Source organism: Methanolinea sp., from assembly GCA_016699325.1.
In the GTDB taxonomy this organism is placed as follows: domain Archaea; phylum Halobacteriota; class Methanomicrobia; order Methanomicrobiales; family Methanospirillaceae; genus UBA9949.
In genome coordinates, this window is record CP064971.1 from 346098 (window position 1) to 366266 (window position 20169).

Annotated in this window: 20 protein-coding genes; 12 read left to right on the top strand and 8 right to left on the bottom strand. The window is 59.1% G+C overall.

The annotated features are described in order from the left end of the window. Positions 1-7: 7 nt before the first annotated feature. Positions 8-1225 carry a phosphoglycerate kinase gene (locus tag IPI71_01790; GenBank protein ID QQR71902.1) on the top strand — a complete coding sequence of 406 codons (1218 nt, stop codon included), beginning with the start codon at positions 8-10 and terminating at the stop codon, positions 1223-1225. A 29-nt stretch (positions 1226-1254) separates the two neighbouring features. On the opposite strand, the gene IPI71_01795 is transcribed toward IPI71_01790, so the two are convergent. After that, positions 1255-1731: a hypothetical protein gene (locus tag IPI71_01795; protein QQR71282.1), complete on the bottom strand. Its 477-nt coding sequence runs from the start codon at positions 1729-1731 to the stop codon at positions 1255-1257. Positions 1732-1996: 265 nt separating this feature from the next. On the opposite strand from IPI71_01795, the gene ade reads away from it, so the two are divergent. After that, positions 1997-3697 carry an adenine deaminase gene (ade, locus tag IPI71_01800; protein QQR71903.1) on the top strand — a complete coding sequence of 567 codons (1701 nt, stop codon included), beginning with the start codon at positions 1997-1999 and terminating at the stop codon, positions 3695-3697. On the opposite strand, the gene IPI71_01805 is transcribed toward ade, so the two are convergent. Next, complete coding sequence (locus IPI71_01805; protein ID QQR71904.1) at positions 3694-4455, bottom strand: DUF1624 domain-containing protein; 762 nt, start codon at positions 4453-4455, stop codon at positions 3694-3696. The genes ade and IPI71_01805 overlap by 4 nt on opposite strands. A gap of 158 nt (positions 4456-4613) precedes the next feature. On the opposite strand from IPI71_01805, the gene IPI71_01810 reads away from it, so the two are divergent. Further along, entirely contained in the window at positions 4614-5195 is a 582-nt protein-coding gene (locus IPI71_01810; protein ID QQR71283.1) for a carbonic anhydrase, read from the top strand. On the opposite strand, the gene IPI71_01815 is transcribed toward IPI71_01810, so the two are convergent. The 3 genes from IPI71_01815 to IPI71_01825 all read right to left on the bottom strand — a co-directional run bounded on the left by IPI71_01815 (position 5192) and on the right by IPI71_01825 (position 6384). Next, on the bottom strand, positions 5192-5539 hold the full coding sequence (locus tag IPI71_01815; protein ID QQR71284.1) for a hypothetical protein: 348 nt from the start codon (positions 5537-5539) through the stop codon (positions 5192-5194). The two genes, IPI71_01810 and IPI71_01815, sit on opposite strands and share 4 nt — an antisense overlap. 72 nt (positions 5540-5611) lie before the next feature. After that, a complete protein-coding gene (locus IPI71_01820; protein ID QQR71285.1) occupies positions 5612-6109 on the bottom strand; it encodes a ferredoxin:glutaredoxin reductase in 498 nt (165 codons plus the stop codon). After that, entirely contained in the window at positions 6106-6384 is a 279-nt protein-coding gene (locus IPI71_01825) for a glutaredoxin family protein (GenBank protein QQR71286.1), read from the bottom strand. The genes IPI71_01820 and IPI71_01825 overlap by 4 nt, the downstream gene beginning before the upstream one ends. A 161-nt stretch (positions 6385-6545) precedes the next feature. Between IPI71_01825 and cdhC the strand changes: the two genes are divergently transcribed. The 6 genes from cdhC to IPI71_01855 are packed head-to-tail and all read left to right on the top strand — an operon-like array spanning position 6546 to position 14583. Beyond that, positions 6546-8576, top strand: a complete 2031-nt coding sequence (gene cdhC / locus IPI71_01830; GenBank protein QQR71287.1) for a CO dehydrogenase/CO-methylating acetyl-CoA synthase complex subunit beta — start codon at positions 6546-6548, stop codon at positions 8574-8576. An 8-nt stretch (positions 8577-8584) separates the two neighbouring features. Continuing rightward, entirely contained in the window at positions 8585-9535 is a 951-nt protein-coding gene (locus IPI71_01835) for an acetyl-CoA decarbonylase/synthase complex subunit delta (GenBank protein QQR71288.1), read from the top strand. Between the two features lies 1 nt (position 9536). After that, positions 9537-10868, top strand: a complete 1332-nt coding sequence (locus IPI71_01840) for an acetyl-CoA decarbonylase/synthase complex subunit gamma (GenBank protein ID QQR71289.1) — start codon at positions 9537-9539, stop codon at positions 10866-10868. A gap of 6 nt (positions 10869-10874) precedes the next feature. Beyond that, the gene (locus tag IPI71_01845; protein ID QQR71290.1) at positions 10875-12782 is read left to right on the top strand and encodes a DUF4445 domain-containing protein; all 1908 of its coding nucleotides are present in this window, start codon (positions 10875-10877) and stop codon (positions 12780-12782) included. After that, complete coding sequence (locus IPI71_01850; GenBank protein ID QQR71291.1) at positions 12779-13816, top strand: hypothetical protein; 1038 nt, start codon at positions 12779-12781, stop codon at positions 13814-13816. The genes IPI71_01845 and IPI71_01850 overlap by 4 nt, the downstream gene beginning before the upstream one ends. After that, on the top strand, positions 13813-14583 hold the full coding sequence (locus tag IPI71_01855; protein QQR71292.1) for an AAA family ATPase: 771 nt from the start codon (positions 13813-13815) through the stop codon (positions 14581-14583). Before IPI71_01850 ends, IPI71_01855 begins: the two co-directional genes overlap by 4 nt. A gap of 3 nt (positions 14584-14586) precedes the next feature. Here IPI71_01855 and IPI71_01860 read toward each other — a convergent pair whose 3' ends face one another. Further along, positions 14587-14832 carry a hypothetical protein gene (locus tag IPI71_01860; protein QQR71293.1) on the bottom strand — a complete coding sequence of 82 codons (246 nt, stop codon included), beginning with the start codon at positions 14830-14832 and terminating at the stop codon, positions 14587-14589. 155 nt (positions 14833-14987) lie between these two features. Here IPI71_01860 and IPI71_01865 point away from each other — a divergent pair, with 155 nt between their 5' ends. From IPI71_01865 to IPI71_01875, 3 genes are all read left to right on the top strand, one after another. Continuing rightward, on the top strand, positions 14988-16487 hold the full coding sequence (locus tag IPI71_01865; GenBank protein QQR71294.1) for a methanogenesis marker 14 protein: 1500 nt from the start codon (positions 14988-14990) through the stop codon (positions 16485-16487). Between the two features lie 30 nt (positions 16488-16517). After that, positions 16518-16796, top strand: a complete 279-nt coding sequence (locus tag IPI71_01870) for a hypothetical protein (protein ID QQR71905.1) — start codon at positions 16518-16520, stop codon at positions 16794-16796. A 194-nt stretch (positions 16797-16990) separates the two neighbouring features. After that, the gene (locus IPI71_01875; protein ID QQR71295.1) at positions 16991-17686 is read left to right on the top strand and encodes an ABC transporter substrate-binding protein; all 696 of its coding nucleotides are present in this window, start codon (positions 16991-16993) and stop codon (positions 17684-17686) included. A 255-nt stretch (positions 17687-17941) separates the two neighbouring features. Here IPI71_01875 and argF read toward each other — a convergent pair whose 3' ends face one another. Both argF and purD read right to left on the bottom strand, forming a co-directional pair. Continuing rightward, positions 17942-18868, bottom strand: coding sequence for an ornithine carbamoyltransferase (gene argF, locus IPI71_01880; protein ID QQR71296.1), 927 nt, complete (start codon positions 18866-18868; stop codon positions 17942-17944). Further along, positions 18865-20157, bottom strand: a complete 1293-nt coding sequence (gene purD, locus IPI71_01885) for a phosphoribosylamine--glycine ligase (GenBank protein QQR71297.1) — start codon at positions 20155-20157, stop codon at positions 18865-18867. The genes argF and purD overlap by 4 nt, the downstream gene beginning before the upstream one ends. Between the last annotated feature and the right edge of the window lie 12 nt (positions 20158-20169).

Consider the following 20169-nt stretch of genomic DNA (forward strand, 5'->3'; position numbering starts at 1 on the left):
CATGGATATGGTTACGATAGGGCGGTTGAGCGAGGTGCCTGTTGCAGGAAAGACCGTGCTGCTGCGACTTGACCTGAACTCCCCTATCGATCCTTCCTCCTGTACCATCCTCGATGACAAGCGGTTCCGCGAGCATCTCCCAACGGTCCATGCTCTTCGCGAATCGCGGCTGGTGATCGTGACCCACCAGAGCCGGCCGGGAAAAAAAGATTTCACAACTCTCGAAGGCCATGCTGAGAAGCTCGAGCACCTGATCGGGCGGCCGGTCAGCTACATCGATGACATTTTCGGGCGGTGTGCCCGGGAAGCCATCCGGTCGATGCGGCCTGGCGAGGTGATCATGCTTGAGAACGTCCGGTTCAACGCCGAGGAAAACCTTACCGCGAAACCAGAAGAAGCAGTAAAATTTCACCTGGTCCGGAACCTTGCATCTTTCAGCGATATCTTCGTGAACGACGCGTTCGGCACCGCACATCGTTCGCAGCCGACCATGGTCGGACTGCCGATGGTGATGCGGTCGGTGGCCGGGCTCCTGATGGAGAAGGAGGTGTTCACCCTTTCCCGCGTCTTTGAAAACGCTCCCCGGCCGGTCTGTATTGTGCTTGGCGGCACCAAGGCCGACGATTCAATCGCCGTGGCTTCACATATGCTGGAACGCCGGATCGCCGATGAAGTGATCCTTACCGGAGTCATCGCCAACATCTTTCTCGCCGCACAGGGCCATGATATCGGGCAGCCGTCCATCCAGCTCATCGACCAGCTTAATTACCACAAGGAGATCGAGATGGCACGGGATCTGCTGGAGGGATATCCTGACAGGATTATTCTTCCCAGGTGGGTTGCCGTCCGGGAAGGGGGTGAACGGGCTGAATACCCGGTCACGGCAATCCCGCAGGATGCACCGATCCTCGATCTCGGCATGGAATCGGTGCTGGCAATGTCTGAACGCATCAGGAGAGCGGGCACCGTCGTGTTCAATGGCCCTGCCGGTGTCTTCGAAGATGCTGATTTTTCCACCGGCACCTACGAGCTCCTGAAGGCGGCATCGGAGGTCGAGTTCTCCATCGTTGGCGGGGGCCATACCACTGCGGTCGTGGAAAAACTGGGAATCGATGACGATTTCAGTCATATATCTACCGGAGGAGGTGCCTGTATCGAGTTCCTCACCGGAAAGACCCTCCCTGCCGTAGCCGCCCTTGAGCGGTCAAAAGAGCTGTTCGGGTAGCTGCAGGCGCTGGTATTGTGTGGCGCCGATCAACGCACCCGGGGGGATTCTCCATCTTTCTGAATCCTTAACACCGAAAATAGTCTGGAACGTCGTTTCCCGCTCTTCGTCTCGGGGGAGGAGACCTTTTTTGTGTTTCTACCTGAACCGATCTGGTTGAGGACGGCCATCGAGAACACGACGGCCGTGATGAGAAAGAGAACAAGGCTGGCGAGCATCGCAATTCCTGCGATAAAGAGAATTCTCGACTGGTGCTGGAGCACCATCCATCCCCCGCAGAAAAAGAGCGGCCAGAACAGTTTTACCGATAACCGGGTGAACTCAACAGGGCTCCCGATACCCCTGTCCCGCACCTCCCCCTCTGCCAGGGGGAGCCCATCGATTGTTGCGGCGGCTTTCAGGAGGACCAGGGATAGGACCAGGCTGATGAAACCACAAAACAACAGCCCACTGATGAGGAAAACCTGCATTGTACCAACTTTTCCTCGTTCATGGCGGATATACATATTGAATGCCTCCTTTCGAGAAAGGGGAGTGGCTCCCTCATGCCTGGTGTGGTAAGCCCGGGTGCGGGATCGCACGCTCTGAAAAGGCCGTGTTCATTCTCTCCAGGCCCCTGGTGATGGAGAATACTGGCTGCAGTGGGATCGTGGGTTGGGGATGGCTGCAGAGATTAGGACGACAACTCCGGGAGAAAGCCCTGTCCACTGGCTGCCTTTGCACCGGTATTTTTTCCTGTCAAACATACCAGAGTGTATGAGTGAAAGCCCGATGCCGCTTCAGCCTGGCAGTTTCCCGAGGAGAACTCTCATCCATATCGCACGGGGCTTGCAACCCGCTGATATTCTCTTCCGGAATGCTATAGTCTTCAACCCATTCACCGGCGACTGGGACCCGGGGGATTTTGCCGTGTCCGGAGGGGTAGTTATCGGTTCCGGAAAGGTTCAGGCAAGGACCGAGATCGACCTGAGGAACCGGAGAGTCGTTCCCGGTCTCATCGATGCCCACGTGCATATCGAGAGCTCCCTCCTCTGCCCGCCCGAATTTGCCCGGCTGGTGGCCGCCCACGGGACAACGACCGTGATTGCGGACCCCCACGAGATAGCCAACGTATGCGGATCCGAAGGGATATCATTCATGCTCTCGTTCCATGAGACGCTTCCCCTCGACCTATTTATCATGCTGCCGTCCTGCGTCCCGGCAACACCGGCTGACACCGGCGGAGCGGTCCTCACTGCGACAGACCTTGCACCGTTCCGGGGCCGGGCAGGGGTGCTTGGCCTTGGTGAGGTCATGGACGTCCCTGGTGTGCTGGCCGCCGATCCCGGGATCATGGAGAAACTCGATCTCCTTCCTATTGTTGACGGCCACGCCCCATTCCTCTCCGGAAATGATCTTTTGGCATATATCCTTGCCGGGATCCAGAGCGACCACGAAAGCACCAGCATTGATGAAGCGCTGGAGAAGCTTTCGAAGGGTATGTTCCTGTATATCAGGGAGGGGTCCACCGAGAAGGACATCCAGGTCCTCGCCCTGATCATATCGTGCTGGAACGCCCACCGCATTTCATTTGCCACCGATGACCGGCATGCCGACCTCCTGGCATCAGAAGGGCATATTGATGACTGCATCAGGAAAGCGCTTGCCAGCGGTGTCGAGCTGGAAGCCGCCCTGCGTGTGGCAACGCTCTCCCCCGCCGAACGGTTCAGGCTGGACGACCGGGGAGCGCTCGTTCCGGGCCGGGTCGCTGATTTCTGTGTCCTTTCTCCGGATGTCCCCTTCGCTGTCGAGCAGACATTCAGGAGAGGGCGCCGGATCGTGCCGGAACGGGCAGTGGCCTGCACCCCGCTGCCGGGAAATTTCAGGTGTATACCGCCGCGACCGGGGGATATCGCCCTTAACGGGTCAGGCTGTGCCAGTGTTATCGGGCTCATCCCGCACCGGGTCGTGACAGAGCATCTCACGTTTCCGCTCAGGGCCGGTGATATTCCCGACCTGGACCGCGACATAATCAAGGCCGTGGTCTGCAACCGGTATGCTCCCGGACTCCACGGGACCGGGCTCGTACACGGGTTCGGGTTTCAGTCCGGCGCCATTGCCGGGAGCGTATCCCATGACGCCCATAACATCGTATCGGTGGGGACAGGTGACGAGGATATCTGCCGGGCCATATCCCTGGTGATCAAAGCAGGGGGAGGGCTGGCAGTGGCGGATGGACGTGACGATGTTATTCTGCCTCTCGAATGCGCCGGGCTGATGTCGGTTTGGCCCTGGGAAGAAGTTGTTGCAGGTATGAAGGAGCTGAACAGCCGGGTGGAACACCTCGGGGGTATTGATGACGCATTCATGCATCTCTCGTTCCTTGCACTGACGGTCATCCCGCACCTGCGGATCACCGACCGGGGTCTTTTTGATGCCGACACCTTCCGGGACATCCCTGTCTTCACGGATGAAGGCCGCTCTCCCCCTTAACCGGCCGGAAAGGCGAAGTTCATCCCCAGGACTGCGGAGAACAGGAGGATGACCGCTATGATGACCGGCTGGTGGACCAGGTAGATGGCAAGCGAGTGCCTCCCGAGGACTTCGAGCGGGGGGAAGGTGAATCCGGGCGAGCCTGGCCTCCTCTTCCCCGCCGGGTAAATCGCAGTACCGGCAAATACACCGGTCAGGACCAACCCCATCCAGGGAAAGACCGGGACGTAATCGACACTGGAGAACTCCGGGGGGTGGATGCCTGACACGAGCAGCCACGGGCTTCCCCTGATCCCGGCCATGACCGGTCCAAGAGCGATGAAGACCGCCCCCAGGAGAAGGCTCTGCCAGCCGGACCGCGAATACAAAGGACTTGCCATGACCGAAAAACCGATCAGGTGGAGGATGCCGAACCTGACATACTCCGAGGGAATGACTATCCTCGTGACAGCAGAAATCCCCATGCCGAGCGCAAAAATGAATGCTCCCCGGATAACGTATTTCAGGATAAAATCCTTCCTGGTCAGCCGGGTCCCTGCATGGGCAGCGCTGATGGAGAGAGATACGCCTACGAGAAAGAGGAAGAGACTGGCTGTTGAGAGGGCCAGGAGCCGGAGAAATCCCGTAGAGACGTTGAGCGGGACGCACCCAAGGAACCTGAGGTCGAAGGCGGTATGAAATACAACCATCATGATCACCGCAATTCCCCTCGCAACATCGATTTCCGGGAAACGGACCGGTACGTGGGTTATCTCCATCTCAGCCAGCATGAGGGATCAGCACGGCACGTGATAAGGTACGCTTTTTGCTGAAACCGGGAAAAACATCAACGTTTAAATCGATCGGGAAAGACATACACCCTTACGGCAGTCGGCTGCAGGTCGGTGCCGGATACGAAAGAACGGGAACACCCATCATGATTGAACACCTGATCCTCGGAAATATGAGGTTTCGTGAGACCGATTTCGATGCGAATGCTGAACTTTACAAGAACCTGGTGCTCGGCCAGAAGCCGAGGGTGCTCTGGATCGGCTGCTCCGATTCAAGGGTCCCGCCGGAACGGATAACCAGCCAGCCGCCCGGGGAGATTTTTGTCCAGAGAAACATCGGCAATATCGTCCCGGTCCACGACTGGAACTTTGCCACGGTCCTCGAGTACGCGGTAGCGCACCTGAAGGTTACGGACATCGTGATCTGCGGTCATTCCGATTGCGGGGCCATGAAAGCACTCGACCAGGAGAGTACCGACGCTTACATCCCGCTCTGGCTGAACAACGCCCGCGAAGCAAAAGATAAGGTCGATGCCCGGGTAAAGCCGCCCCGGACACCGGATGAACGGCGGGAGCGGTCACGCCAGATCGAGACCGAGAATATCCGGCTCCAGATAGCGCACCTGAAGACCTACCCCATCGTGAAGAGTGCACTCGAGGCCGGGAGAGTCCAGATAACAGGGCTGTACTACGACCTTGAATCCGGCCTCCTGTCGAGGGTGGATTAACCTTCCCGGAACACGCGTTCGAGTTCTTTCTGGAGCATCGGCAGCGAGATACGACCCATCGGGACGTACTCGCCGTTCACGAGGAAGATCGGGAGCGGCGGGTAGTACTTCTCGATAATTTTTTCGATATGCGGCGGAACACCGTCGTCGATCAGGGTAAGCTTCATTTCAACACGGCCTTCGTACTCGGCATGTATCTCTTTTTGAAGGGCATCAAAGGCCACAAGCAGTTTTCCCGAAGGATAACAGTCGTAGAGGCCGCAGCTCCGGGTATGGTCGCAGGGAAACGGAGAGCACGAAATATCCTTCAGACCGACTACCTCGACTTGCACCGGTTTGTCCATGGTACTATGTTGGCAATGAGGTTATTTTATCGTTCAGATTCGAGCAGGACCTGGACGCCGAGGACGTGGGTATCAGAGGAACCGTTCGAACCGGTCCTGCTTCGCCTTGCAGATCGGGCAGACCAGGGGGGGTTTATCCATGGCGCACAGGTACCCGCAGACCCTGCACCTCCATACCGGGTACGAGACCTGTACCAGGGCTTCTCCAGCCTTTTTCCGGCGGGCTTCTTCCCGTTCTGCCCGCGTCGGACGCCGTTCCGGGATAGGGCCGGCCGTGCTTTTTCCTGCGAATACATCGCCGCTGACATAGAGTGCGCAGTAGCATGTCCCAAAATCGGCAAGGTCAGGGTCCCGGTAGTCGCAGGGGCAGATGATGTCGAGATCCTCTTCCTTCTTCCCGGCTGCAATGCGGCAGGGACATGCCATGTAGCCGTACCGCTGTTCGTTTACCAGCAGGCCCCGGACCAGGTTCCGGGTGAATGCACTGTCGGGGTTGAGGTAGTATCCGCCTTCCCTGGCCTCCCGGTCAAGCTGCCTGTGCCGGGCATCGATTTCCGCTTCCGTTATCATCCCAGTACCTCCCTGATCTCCTGCTCCCGGTAACCGATGATCACCTTCCGGTTATCGATAACCAGGGTCGGAAACGAACCTTTTGGGTTGAACCGTTCGACCTCCCGGAGCGCTTCTTCCAGTTCGTTTTCCGGAAGGAGATCGATATAGACATACGAGTGTTCTACTCCTATCTCTTTGAGGAGATCCTTGGTCTTCGCACACCACCCGCAGGTGGAAAGCGCATACAGGACAACGGTTCCCTTCTTTGTGCCCGGGACATGCTCCAGTTTCATCTTCCGATTGCTCCCTGTATAAGAATGACCCCGGAACACTATTTAAGGATATCAAGCACCGGACCCGGGGCCCGGGATGTAAATGTGGCCGGTGTTTCCGGCCGATCCAAACCCATATACTGGCACGTGCTGATATCAATGAACAACAGGGTGTACTTTCGATGATTCACGTGGAAAACGCGATTATTTTGGGAAAGGAGTCATTAAAAGAAAGGATGAAACATCTCTCCGGGACGTTCTCCTACGAAGAGACCGCCTATCACCTGCCGGTCAGCTATGCACTCACCGGAAATGCGGTCCATTCGGCGGATGAGGCGCGGGCGGCATTCCAATCCACCGGTGAGAATCCACTGGTTGCCGTCGAGTGCCTTACTGCCGCCGCTGAGACAACGGCTGGCAAAGCCCCTCCCCCCTATACCGGGTTCCTCCCCGATGCCGTCCTTCGGACCCTTGGATATTCCCTGGTGGACGGGAGCATCCTCGGCCTGGCAGCTGTCGCGGGCACACCGCAGTCTCCCGACGCTGCTTCCGCACTGTGCCGGGAGCTCCAGGAGAAGTACATGCTCACGTTTCTCTCCGGTGGAATAGTCGACAGCCTCAGGGGTGCCGGGGTGAGGGTCGGTCCGGAGCTGAGGCTGGTTCCCCTCGGGGAGTCTCCTTCATCTGCCATCCACTTCATCGATATTCTCGCCAGGGTGGCGATGATGTTTGGTGGCGTGACCCCGGGGGACGGGGAGAGGTTGCTCTCCTATGCCCGGGAACGGGCCAGAGCGATCGCTATCGTGTTCCCGGGCCTCACTGATGAGGAGACCGCCCTGTTCGATGCTTTCCGTCTCCTCGGCATCCCGATCCTCTCCGCGGGAGAATACGAAGGAAACGAGTGGATACGGGTGAGCCCCTCCGAGGCGGTCAGGACAGGAATGGACCTCAAGGGGATCAAGGTGAGTGTAACTGCGATTCCCATTCCCATGGCCTGTTCCCCGGCTTTCGAGGGAAAGAGCATCAGGAAAGAGGAGATGTTTGTCGAGTTTGGCGGCGGACGTTCCACGGCCTTCGAACTCCTCCGCAGCCGCCCCGCCTCGGAGGTGGAAGATGGCAGGATACGGGTTATCGGCCCCGAGATCGGTGAAATGAGGCAGGGATCTGCGGTGCCGCTTGGGATCATCGTCGAAGTCGCGGGAAAGGCGATGAAGAAGGAGTACGAACCGGTGCTGGAACGGCGAATCCACAATTTCGTGAATTACGGTGAAGGAACCTGGCATGTTGCCCAGCGGGACATCATATGGGTGCGGATCTCGAAAGAAGCTGTCTCCCACGGGGTGAAGATCGAGCATCTCGGCAAGCTGATAGCGGCGAAGTTCCGCATGGACTTCCCAGACCTCCTCGACGCCGTGCAGGTGACCCTGATAACCGATGAACAGGGGGTTATATCAGCAAAGAGAGAGGCGGAAGAGATCTATGCTGAGCGGGACGACCGGATCAGGGGCATGAGAGATACCGATGTCGATTGCTTCTATTCCTGCACCCTCTGCCAGACATTCGCTCCAAACCACGTCTGCATCATCACCCCCGAGCGGCCTGCGCTCTGTGGGGCCATCACCTGGCTGGATGGGAAAATCGCCTACGAGATAGCCCCATCCGGGGCGAACCAGCCTGTCCCGAAAGGGAAGGTCATCGATGCCGAGCGGGGGGAGTTTGAGGGAGTGAACCGGTTCGTCAAGAAAGCTTCCCACGGCGAAGTGGACCGGTGCTCCCTGTACAGCGTCATGGAGTATCCCATGACCTGCTGCGGGTGCTTCGAATGCATAGCGGTCCTTTTGCCGGAGGTGAACGGGTTCATGGTGGTCAACCGCGAGTTCAGGGGGGACACTCCTTCCGGTATGTCGTTCTCGACCCTGGCCGGGACCATTGGAGGCGGGGCCCAGACACCGGGGTTTGCCGGCATCTCCAAGGCCTTTATTGTAAGCGACCGGTTCCTCCAGGCAGAAGGGGGTATCGGGAGGCTGGTCTGGATGCCGTCCATGCTCAGGGAAGAACTCAGGGAGCGGCTTGTGCAGAAACTTGAAGAGCGGGGGCTTGCCGGGATGTTTGAAAAGATCGCCGATGAGAATGTCGCGGAGACCATTGAGGATCTCACCGCGTTCCTGGCCGGGGTGAACCACCCTGCCCTGGGCATGAAGCAACTCCTGTGAGGCCGGTCATGACCGTACAGACCCTCTCGGACTGGACCGGAGAAGTGCGGAGCGTTACTATCGGTGCTTCCAGGGCAGATGGCGGTACCAGGACCGGAACCGTGACGGTTGGCGGCGAGCGCGATCTCCCGTTCATCGGCACTCCCCCGACCGGCCACCGGCCCCTAGTTGCCTACGAGATCTGTGACGACCGGTCTCTCTGGCCCGCCCCGGTGAACCGGTTTCTCGGAGACAGGGCATCCGATCCCGCTGAATGGGCCCGGTGGGCCGGGCAGGAATACGCCCCCGATCTGATCCGCCTGTTCCTGACCAGTACCCGGAAACGGGGATTTTCTGATTTCGAATCGGTCACTTCAACGGTGGAAAACGTGCTCCAGGCAACCGGGCTTCCCCTGATCGTTGAGGGAAGCAACGATCCCGAGCTTGACAGCGAGGTGTTCCGGAGGATTGGCGAGGCCGGTGAGGGTGAGCGTCTCCTCATCGGGACCGCTGAGGCCGGGCACTACCGGAGCATAGCCGCGGCTGCCATGGCATTCGGCCACCTGGTCATCGCCCAGTCACCCATCGATATCAACCTGGCCAAGCAACTGAACATCCTCCTCCGCGAGATCGGGCTTTCCCAGGACCGGATTGTCATCGACCCCTACACCGGTGCCCTGGGGTACGGGTTCGAGTATTCATACTCCGTCATGGAGCGGATTCGCACGGCAGCCCTGAAAGGGGATGACGACCTGGCCATGCCGATGATCAGCTCCGCCACCGATTCGCTCACGGTCAAGGAGGTAAGGGAAGCGGATCCTTCTGAGAGCGACAGCGTCTCGGTCTCCTGGGAACTCTATGCCATGCTCCCCGCTGCCGTTGCCGGAGCCTCCATTGTCTGCGTCCGCCATCCGTCAACGATCGCGCCGCTGAGAGCTGGTATCGACGCCCTCTGGTCATCACCCGGTGGAGGAGGGTAGGATGGCACTCAAGGCGCTCGACATCTACAAGCTCCTTCCAAAGAAGAACTGCAAGGAGTGTGGTGAGCCGACCTGCCTCACCTTTGCCATGAAGCTGGCCGGCGGCAAGGTGAAACCGGAAGACTGCCCGTACCTGGACGAGGAAGTCAGGGAGCTTCTGGGGGCCTCCACCCGTCCCCCGGTCCAGCGGGTCAGGCTGGGAGTCGGGGAGCGTTCGTTCACCGTTGGTGACGAGATCGTCTTGTTCCGGCATGAAAAGACGTTCTTCCATGAACCAGGTATCATGACCGTAGTCTCGGACCGGATGGACGCAGACACGATCCAGAAAATCGTTGCAGATGTCAGGGACCACCTGATGGTGCGGATCGGCCTGGACCTGCGCATGAACGGTATCGCTGTATGCTCCGAGAGCGGTTCTCCATCAGCTTTTGGAAAAGCCGTAGAGGCGGTCGAAACAATTGCCGACCTCCCGGAAGTGCTGATGGCGCAGGACCCTGCCGTCCAGGAGGCGGGCCTTGCGGTCTGCGGCAATTACCGGCCTCTTATCCATGCCGCGGACGAAAGCCAGTACCGGGAGATGTGCGCTCTTGCAGCCAGGTACGGGTGCCCGCTCGCCATCAGGGCTCCCGACCTTGATGCGCTGACCCGGCTCTCCGGGCTCTGTGCTGCCGAGGGAGCCTCCCACCTCGTCCTTGACCTGACATCCCACTCCCTCCACGAGACATTGAACTCCGTTACCGCTGTGCGGCAGCATGCCATAACCAGGACAACTCCTGCACTCGGCTACCCTGTCTTCATCGACACCCGGGCAACAGGCCTTACGGACGCGGCCCTCATCTGCGGGGTGCTCAAGTACGGATCGGTCCTGGTAGCTGACGTCATTGCCCCGGCAACCCGGAAAGCATTCCTCGTCCTCCGCCAGAACATCTATACCGATCCCCAGAAACCCATACAGATCACCCCGGGGATCTACAAGGTCGGTGATCCCGGGCCCGATGCACCGGTCTTCCTGACCGTCAACTTCTCTCTGACCTACTTCACCCTGCAGGGATACCTCGAGGCTTCCGGCCGTGACTCGCTGATGCTCATCGTTGATACCGAGGGACTCTCTGTGCTTACCGCGGTTGCTTCGGGAAAACTATCTGAGAGCCTGGTCAAAGAATCCCTGAACAGGTTCGGGGTACCTGATCTGGTCAGCCACCGGACCCTGATAATCCCCGGCTATGCCGCCCCGCTCTCGGGGCGAATCGAGGACGAGACCGGGTGGAAAGTGCTTGTCGGACCACGGGATGCAGCAGATATCGCTGAATTTCTCGAAAAAGAGTGGACCTGAAAGACCATGCCAGCCGTCACGTTTCTCCCGGGATTCAGGAAGACAGAGGTCCGGAGCGGAAGCAGCATTCTCAAGGCTGCCCAGCAGGCAGGGATCCACATGAACGTTGTCTGCGGCGGTCTCGGGAAGTGCGGGAAATGCACCGTATACGTCAAGAGCGGCAGGTATGACTTCGACCGCGGGAAGTACGGGAAGTTTTTTACCGAAGAAGAGCTCGAGGCCGGGGCATGCCTGGCCTGCCAGACGTTCCTCTCCGAGGATGTCCTGGTGTTTATCCCTGAAGAATCCATCGTGCAGGAGCAGAAGATCCTGATCGATGTCATGGGGACTGCCACTGAGCTCAACCCGGCGGTCTGGAAGTATGCACTGCACCTTTCCCCCCCGAGCCTTGATGATCCCTCGCCCGATCTCACCCGTCTGTTGTGGGGGATCGAGAGAGCAGGCGGACCGAAAGAAGGGGTTATCTACGCCCCGCTCGAAGTCATCCGCCGGATACCACGGGTGCTCCGGGAGAGCGGGTGGAAGGTGACGGCAACGGTGGTGCTGGTCCCGGGGGGGTACCGCCTCATCGACATCGAGCGGGGAGATACCACGCCCGCCTGCTACGGTGCAGCAGTGGATCTGGGGACTACGACCATAGTGGTCTATCTCAGGAACCTCATCGATGGAAGCATCATGGGTATCGCCTCGGCCTATAACCGGCAGATAAGCTGCGGCGAGGATATCCTCTCCCGCGTCACCTATGCCCGGAAAGAGGGCCTGAAGAAGCTCCAGTCCCTTGCCGCGGAGAGCATCAATTCCGCCATCACCGAAGCGGCCAACAATGCCGGCGTGGACCGTGACCATATCTATGAAGTGGTTGTCGCCGGAAACACCATCATGACCCATATCCTGATGGGCATCGATCCGGCCTACATGATCGAGGAGCCTTACGTCCCGGTGGTGCGGCGATACCTCACCGCTGCTGCTGGCCGGGCCGGGCTCGAGGTGGGGGAAAATTCAGGTCTCTTCATCTTCCCTGCAGTGAGCGATTTCATCGGGGGAGACATCATTGCCGACATTCTTGCCTCGGGCATGGCCGAGCGTGAGGATATCTCGCTGCTCATCGATATCGGGACGAACTTCGAGGTGGTGCTCGGGAACAGGGACTGGATGTTTGCCTGTGCCGGCGCTGCCGGTCCGGCCCTCGAAGGGGGTGAGGTGCTCTTTGGCATGCGGGCAAATGCCGGTGCAATCGAGCAGATATCGCTCGATCTCGAGACCCTTACCCCTGCCTACCGTACCATAATGCATACCAGGCCAAAAGGGCTCTGCGGGTCGGGCCTGATCGACCTGCTCGCAGAACTCCTCCGTGCCTGCGTCATCGACCGGACCGGCAGGATCAACACCGCCATCGCCCACGGACGTATCAGGAGTGGCAGGCAGGTTCCGGAGTTTGTCGTTGCATGGAAAGAAGAGACCGGCATCGGTAAGGATATCGTCATCACCGAAAACGACATAAAAGCGCTGATCATGAGCAAAGCCTCCGTTCTTGCCGCCTGCCTGACCCTGATGAACCAGGCCGGGATAACGAGGAATGATATCGCCCGTATTCACTTTTCAGGAGCGTTCGGCAACTACATCAGCAAGGAGAACGCCATTACGATCGGTCTCATCCCCGAGGTGCCGGTCGAGCACATCTCCCCCATAGGCAATGGTGCAATCGAGGGAGCAAACCTCGTTCTCCTCAACCGGCGGAAGAAAAAGTTTCTCGATGAGATCGCACGGAAAATCGCCTACATCGAGCTGAATGCCGAACCATCGTTCATGGACGAGTATACCGGGAGCTGTTTCCTGCCACATACCGACCTCTCGCTGTTCCCGATGGTCGAGGAGATGCTCGAGAAGTGCCGGTTGCGACGGGGCGCACCATGAGATCCCTCCTTCCCCCTCCTGAAAGCCGGGCTACTGGGATAGGCGCCCTTCCCCATACCGATCCCCGCCAGGCCTGCGATGATGTTCTCTCCCTCTTTCCCGGGATCCCCTACATCCCGACCCTCCCCAACCGGGGCATCCTGGAGACCATCGTGGTGAACGATTCGGCCAACCTGCCCGGAGGGGTTGTGCGCGACGGAAAGCTCAGAATCGATCCCACGCGAGACATTGCTTCGGAAATGGAGCAGATTTACCTCGATTTCTTGCAGGAGAACGCCGCCCCCTACGCACTCTCCCCTGAATACTATTCGGCCTTTCCCGAGATGGCCGGCAGGGATCTTACCGGGTCCGTCTTCCTGAAGGCCCAGGTGACCGGTCCCGTGACCTTCGGGATGCAGGTGGTAGACGAGAACCGCCGCCCGGTTTACTACGATGACCAGTTCGCCGATGTGCTGGGAAAGATGATCGCCCTCAGGGCACGGTGGTGCGAGGATGCGATGCACCGGTTTTCAGGTGTCGCTTCCACGCTGGTGGTGCTGAACGAGCCTTACCTGGCGTCCCTGGGGTCATCGGTGGTGCCCGTGAGCCGCGATACGGTTGCCGCAGGCTGGCACGATATTGCCGGGATGGTAAGGGGCGGGCTCGGGATTCACTGTTGTTCCAACACCGACTGGGAGTTCGTGATGGACCTTTCTCCCTCCCTGATATCGTTTGACGCGTACACCGGTGCCCGGGAATTCCTCCTGTATCAGGATGCCCTCGCAGAATACCTCGAGGGAGGGGGGATCGTTGCCTGGGGGATCGTCCCGTCACAGCCCGACCTGTTTTCCGGGTGCACCCCGGAACAGCTCTCAGGGGTCTTTACCGGTATCCGCGACCAGGTCACCGGCTTCTGTTCACCGGAAACCTTCTACCGGCAATCGGTAATCACCCCTACCTGTGGCATCCAGTCAGGTGACCGGGAAACGGCATACCGGATCATGCAGGCCACGCGGACGCTCTCGCTGCAGGCCAGGGAGGGATATGAGGGATGAGGCCGTTTTCGATTGCCATTTCCGGGAAGGGAGGAACAGGGAAGACCACGGTGGCCGCCCTGCTCGTCCGATGCCTGATATCCGCCGGCCAGGTGCCAGTCCTCGCGGTCGATGCCGACCCCAATGCCAACCTCCATGAAGCGCTCGGTATCGAGATCAGGGGGACGCTCGGGTCGCTTCGTGAGGAAGCATTCACCCGGCAGATACCCCCCGGGATGAACCGCCGTGACTATATCAGCCTCCGATTCAGGAAATCCCTGGTTGAGGCAGGGGGCTTTGACCTCATCGCGATGGGAAGGCCTGAGGGGACCGGGTGTTACTGCTTTGCAAACAACCTGTTGACCACCAGCATGCAGCTCCTCGAACGCGATTACCGGTTCGTGGTCATAGACAACGAGGCCGGCATGGAACACCTTGCCCGGGGAACGATCGGCGTTCCCGACCTCATCCTGATCGTGAGCGATCCGGGAGTGCGCGGCATCCGGACCGCATGCCGGATCCGGGAGCTAGCCAGAACGCTTGGGCTTGGCACGGTGCCGGTCCTGCTGGTGCTGAACCGCTGGAAGGGGACAGCCCTCGATAACCTGCCGGCTGTGTTCGGAAAACCGGTGCTTATCCCGGAGGACCCGGCAGTTGAGCGTGCAGATATCCAGGACAGCCCGGTAGCTTCTCTCCCTACCGGCTCGACGGCCCTGGCCGCTGTTGAGCGGCTTGCATCGATGATTATCAGGATGGCAGATGAAAAGAAGCCGGGTTTTCCACCCTGAAGCCTAGAGAGCCCCGGAAATCCTGCCGATTTGGCCTGCTATGAACTCGATCCACTCGGCGGCCCAGGTGATAATTCCGGTAAGCACGGACTCAATGGAATAGACAAGCCCGTACAGTCCTGATATCTCCCCTTCCGGAGGATTGCCAGTCGAGAGGAGAAGAGCCGCGGCGATAAGCACGATGATGACGAGGAGGAGGATGATAACGAAAACAATCCCGACAAGCATCCTCCAGGATATCCCTTTCATGCACATTCCCTATGATCCTGTTCCGGTAATAAAAATTCCTGCACCAGGGGGTCTAAGAAACCAGAGCAGGTTCCCTGATGAAAATGACCGAGAAGGGAGGGGCAATGGGGAAAATCGAAAGATATATGGGACTACTCACCCTGACATTTCGTTATATGTGCGCACGCTTTTTTGATCGTTTTTTTAAACCACGGCCACACATCGTGGAAAGTCCTCCGCCGCCATCCATCGCGCACGGGGCCGGGGTCTATATTCCCGAATATAAAGTAAAACCCTATTTCATCGTAGCCTCGGTCGAGATGGGCAACACCACCACGAAATGTATCCTTACCGGGGTGAACCTCGAAACCGGAATGTCCTATGTCATCAATAAAACGGTGAAGATGAGCAGGGAGGTCCGGGAACCGAGGCCCGGGGAGGAGATCTTCGGTGAAACCCTCGACGGGACCAAGCTCACCAAGGAGTCGGTGACCGATCTGGTGCGCGATACGCTCATCCAGTGCCATGAAGAGGCGCACCTGGATATCACAAAGGACCTCGATTTCGTGGTCAGGAGCACGGGAGTCGTTGCAGCCATGGACTCTCCGGACCAGGTAGGTATTTTTGTCCTCGCCCTGGCCAACGGCTGCCTGAATGCAGGGGTGCCGCCCAAGAAGATGACCCCCCCCATGTCGAAAGCCAACCAGCCGCTGAAGCTCCAGCCGTTCAGCTACGCCGATAAAGTCGTGTTTGTTGGCGCAGTGGCAGGAGTCATCCCCCCGGTGGGAAGTACCGGGGTGGAGATGGTGGCAAACGAGATGGAAGGTGAGCTTGCCATGGCGGGGATCAAGGAAGGCGCAACCTGGACCCAGGTCGATTTCCGGAACCCGTGCATCTCCATCGATTTCGGCACTACCCTTGACGGGCGTATCACGAGCGATGTTGCTCCTACCGACCCAAACCCGTTTGCCAAGACTATCGGTAACTTCTGTGGCCTGGCAGGGGCAATCCCCGATGCCCTCATCAAGGGGACCGGGCTGGTCGATTCCCGGACCGGTACGGCACTCGATATCTTCGGGGACCGGAGCGTGGTTACCGATTTTTCCCTGAAAGGGCAGAGCGACCGGGTCAGGGACTACGTGAAGCGGTGCCACGAGCTCATTGACATCCGTGTCGTGCCACCCGAGCGGCGCCGGTTTGGCAGAGTCCCGGTATATGCCGACGTCGCCAAGGAGTCCGGCGTGGCGCTTATCGGCAGTGATGCCGGCGAAAACGGGAGCACGCTCCCGGCCCTGGCCGAGATCGGGACGGAAATCTACCAGAACCACAGCCTGGGCTTCCTCAACGAAGTGGTCGACCGGGTGTGTGCCACCATGGCCCTCCGGCTGATCGATGTCGCACGTGAAGAGGGACTGGTATTCCCGAACTCCACCATCGGGTTCACAGGGCGGGCGGCAATCTCCGGAAGGAAACCGGAATATATCGTGGAGGGGGTGGCCGAGCGGGGGATGTTTGACCAGCCCAACGACCGGATCGTGTTCGTTGATGATGGGCTGGCCCGCGGCGCAGCGCTGATGGGCCGGTGCATGAACTCTCTTGGGAAGCCCAAGAATCCAATCGGCGGGGTCCGGGGCGGGCCGTGCATTATGGCCCGGAGAATTAAGGTAGGAAAATAAGGAAGGGGAACTGAATAAATGGCAGATACCATGCAGAATGATGAGAGCAGGAATCCTCCCGGACCTGAGGAAAACGAGGAGGAAGAGCAGCTGTTCGACCTGCTGATACCCCCCGGTGTTCCCCGGAAAATGATTGCGGATATCCTCAAGAAATTCGAAGTCGATCTGGTAGCCAGGAAAGAGCGTCTCTATTTCGCCAACATGGATGGCGATGAACGCGAGCTACTTGCGTTCCGGGGCAAGAAAGAGGTCATGGAAGAGGTGCAGACCTATCTCTACAACGAGCTGAAGAAATTTATCGGGGAATAAGCATCCCATCGGGTGCCTGTGTGAGTTTTAACTTCACCGGATCTTTGGCGTTAACTGAGTCTCTCCGGAAACGAGAATATAAATTTATGCTCATCATTAACGGTAACTTCCTGGCAAAACAGTCCCCAAGCCAAATCAGATAGCTCCATTAACGCAGGAAGTCAATAGCTTTCATTCCAGAGGTACCTGATCCCATGACCCTCTACATTGCCCTCGACGACACCGATACCCGCGAGTCCCGGGGAACCGGGCGGCTTGCCCGGTCAATCGCCCACGACCTCCAGAATGCCGGATACCAGCTTGCCGGGGTGAGCCGGCACCAGCTCCTTGTCCATCCCGATATCCCGTATACCTCGCACAACAGCTGTGCAGTCATCCACCTGGAGAACGGGGCTGATACCGATGCCGTCTTCGAACAGGTGCAAGACCTCATGCTATCAGATTTCATCCCGGGAAGCGACCCGGGCCTCGCTGTTGCTGGCCACGATGACGTCCCGCTGGAGATAACCGCGTTCGGGCTGGAGGCGAAAATGACGGTCAGGACACAGGACGAGGCACGTGCCCTGGCCCGGAAGTGCGGCATCCGGCTTGCCGGTCTTGGGGGGACAAACGGGGGGGTCATCGGAGCACTGGCAGGCATCGGGCTTGCAGCATCGGGAAACGACGGCCGGTACATCCTGTTCCGGAACCTCCGGGACTTTTCAGGTGATATCCGCGTGGAAGACCTCCTTTCGGCAGGGGTTTCGCGGGTGACAACCCTCCAGGGAGATCCGGTGACAGCCGGGATCGTCAGGGTGCGAAAGTTTCCAAAGCCAGCCATCCGGAACAGGACGGCCGTCCTCTACATCGAAGAACGGGATGGGATGTACCACGAAGTCATCCGCGACTGACAGGTACGGGGAGAGGTTCTTTTAAAAAGGGTTCTTCGGAAGCTCCTGCGCAAACAGGCCCTCATCTCATAACGGCGAGCGAGTTCCGGGCACGGGTCATGACCCCTTTTTCCGGTTATACGGCCGGAAAAAACCCCCGGCAGTCTCCAACAGGTCCCGGGGAGGGAGAGGACAGGGTCAGCTCGTTGCGGAAGGCCTCCACTAACGTAGTGGAAAAAAAGATAACCAGGAGAGACGGGCAGGAGGAGGTTCCTGCTATGCTCCCCTGATCTCCTTCCCCATCAACTTCACCAGCAGGGCTTTCTGGGAATGGAGCCGGTTCTCGGCCTCATCGAATACCAGGCTCAATGGCCCCTCGATGACCTCGTCAGCAACCTCCTGGCCGCGGTGTGCCGGGAGGCAATGGAGAAAGATCGCTTCCGGCCCGGCCTTCCTCATCAGGGCAGAAGTCACGGTATAACCGGAAAACGCCTTAAGACGTTCCGCCTTCTCGCTTTCCTCCCCCATGGAGACCCAGGTATCGGTTACCACCACGTGAGCGTCTGCCACCGCATCCACCGGGTCCCTGACCAGGCTGACCGATCCCCCCTCCGCCCGGGCCCGGTCAACCACCTCTCCGGGAGGCTGGAACCCGACCGGCGAGGCGACCGTCAGCTCGTAGCCGGTCAGTGCAGATGCCAGCACCAGCGAGTTGCAGACGTTGTTCCCGTCCCCGACCCATGCCACCCGCAGCCCGGAAAGCGTCCCGAAATGCTCCCGGATGGTCATCAGGTCGGCGATGATCTGGCAGGGGTGTTCGCGGTCGGATAGCCCGTTGATAACAGGGACCGATGACCACCGGGCAAATTCCTCGATATGCTCGTGGTGGTAGGCGCGGATCATGATTCCAGCCACGTAACGGGACATGACGCGGGCGGTGTCCCTTATCTCCTCTCCCCGCCCGATCTGGAGGTCGCCGGGGTTTAGGAACAGGGCATGTCCGCCGAGCTCGTACATTCCCGTCTCAAACGAGATCCTGGTCCGGGTGGAAGCCTTCTCAAAGACCATGGCAAGCGCCTTTCCTTTCAGGAATTCGTGGGGGCGCCCGGCCTTCCGGAGCATCTTCAGGTTGGCCGCTTCACCGAGGAGAACCTCCAGCTCGGCTGCGGAGAGGTCGAGGATGGAGAGCAGATCCCTGTTCATCGGAGCTCCTGCATGTGTGCTATCCGTTGTTCCAGCAGGCGGGCAGTCCCGATATCGCGGCGGTGGCGCACCCGCCCCCTGACCGACGAGGCTGCACCTTCGGCGATATGCTCTGCCGCCTCAAGGCTTTCCGCCATGCCCACGAATGCCAGGGTCCGCGAGGCCTGGGTGAAGAAGCGACCATTGCGCTCATCAACACTGGCGTAATACATGATTGCTTCCGGTCTCTCCGGGATATTCAGCTCTTCCCCGGCCAGGGGCTTTTCCGGATAACCTTCGGGCACGATATACTTGCAGACGGTGGCCCTGTTCGAGAACCGGATATCCGCAGCCGGGAGGGTTCCAGCCACGGTCTTTTCGATGATGGACAGTAGATCGGACTCGAGTAAGGAGAGCACGTTCATCGCTTCAGGGTCACCGAACCGGGCATTGAACTCGATGACCATCGGCCCCCTGGCAGTGTTCATGAACTGGCCGTACAGGATTCCCCGGTATGGAAACCCTGCTTTACCCATGGCAACCACCGCATCCTTCATGATGGCGAGGGCCTTCTCCTCGTCCTTCCTGCTCACGAACGGGAGGGAATGGTCCGGCATTGAATACGACCCCATCCCCCCCGTGTTCGGGCCCTGGTCGCCTTCAAAGGCCCGCTTGTGGTCCTGGACAAGCGGCATGGGGACCAGGTGCTTCCCATCGACAAACGCCTGGAGGGTGAACTCTTCCCCGATAAGGCGTTCCTCGAGCACCACGTTGCCGCCCAGGGACCGAGCATACCGGATGGCTCCTTCCCGGTCTAGGTGCTCACCCATGATCCTGACGCCCTTTCCCCCGGTCAGCCCGGCGGGCTTGATTGCCAGGTCTCCCTCATACCCGCGGATGAATGCTTCGGCATCCCTGGCGGTATGGGTGACACGGTATGCCGGGCATCCGGCGATTCCGTGGGCATGCATCATCTCCCGGCAGAAACCCTTGTCGGTCTCCAGGCGGGCGGCTGAAACCGTCGGACCCATACAGGCGATCCCTCTTTCCTCAAGCCGGTCGACGATGCCGGCCTCGAGGGGGGCTTCGGGCCCGATAACCGCATAATCGATCTGTCGTGCCGTGGCAAACCGAATTATGGCAGGAACATTGGTCTCTTTTTCGATCAGGATCTCTTCTGCTGCTGCCGCAATCCCGGGGTTCCGGTTTGCCATGACCGAAAAGATGGTTGCCTCTTTGTTGAAGGAGAGAGCCCTGGCAATCGCATGCTCCCTGCCCCCTCCTCCGACAACAAGCACCTTCATAGTCATGTATATGCAAGG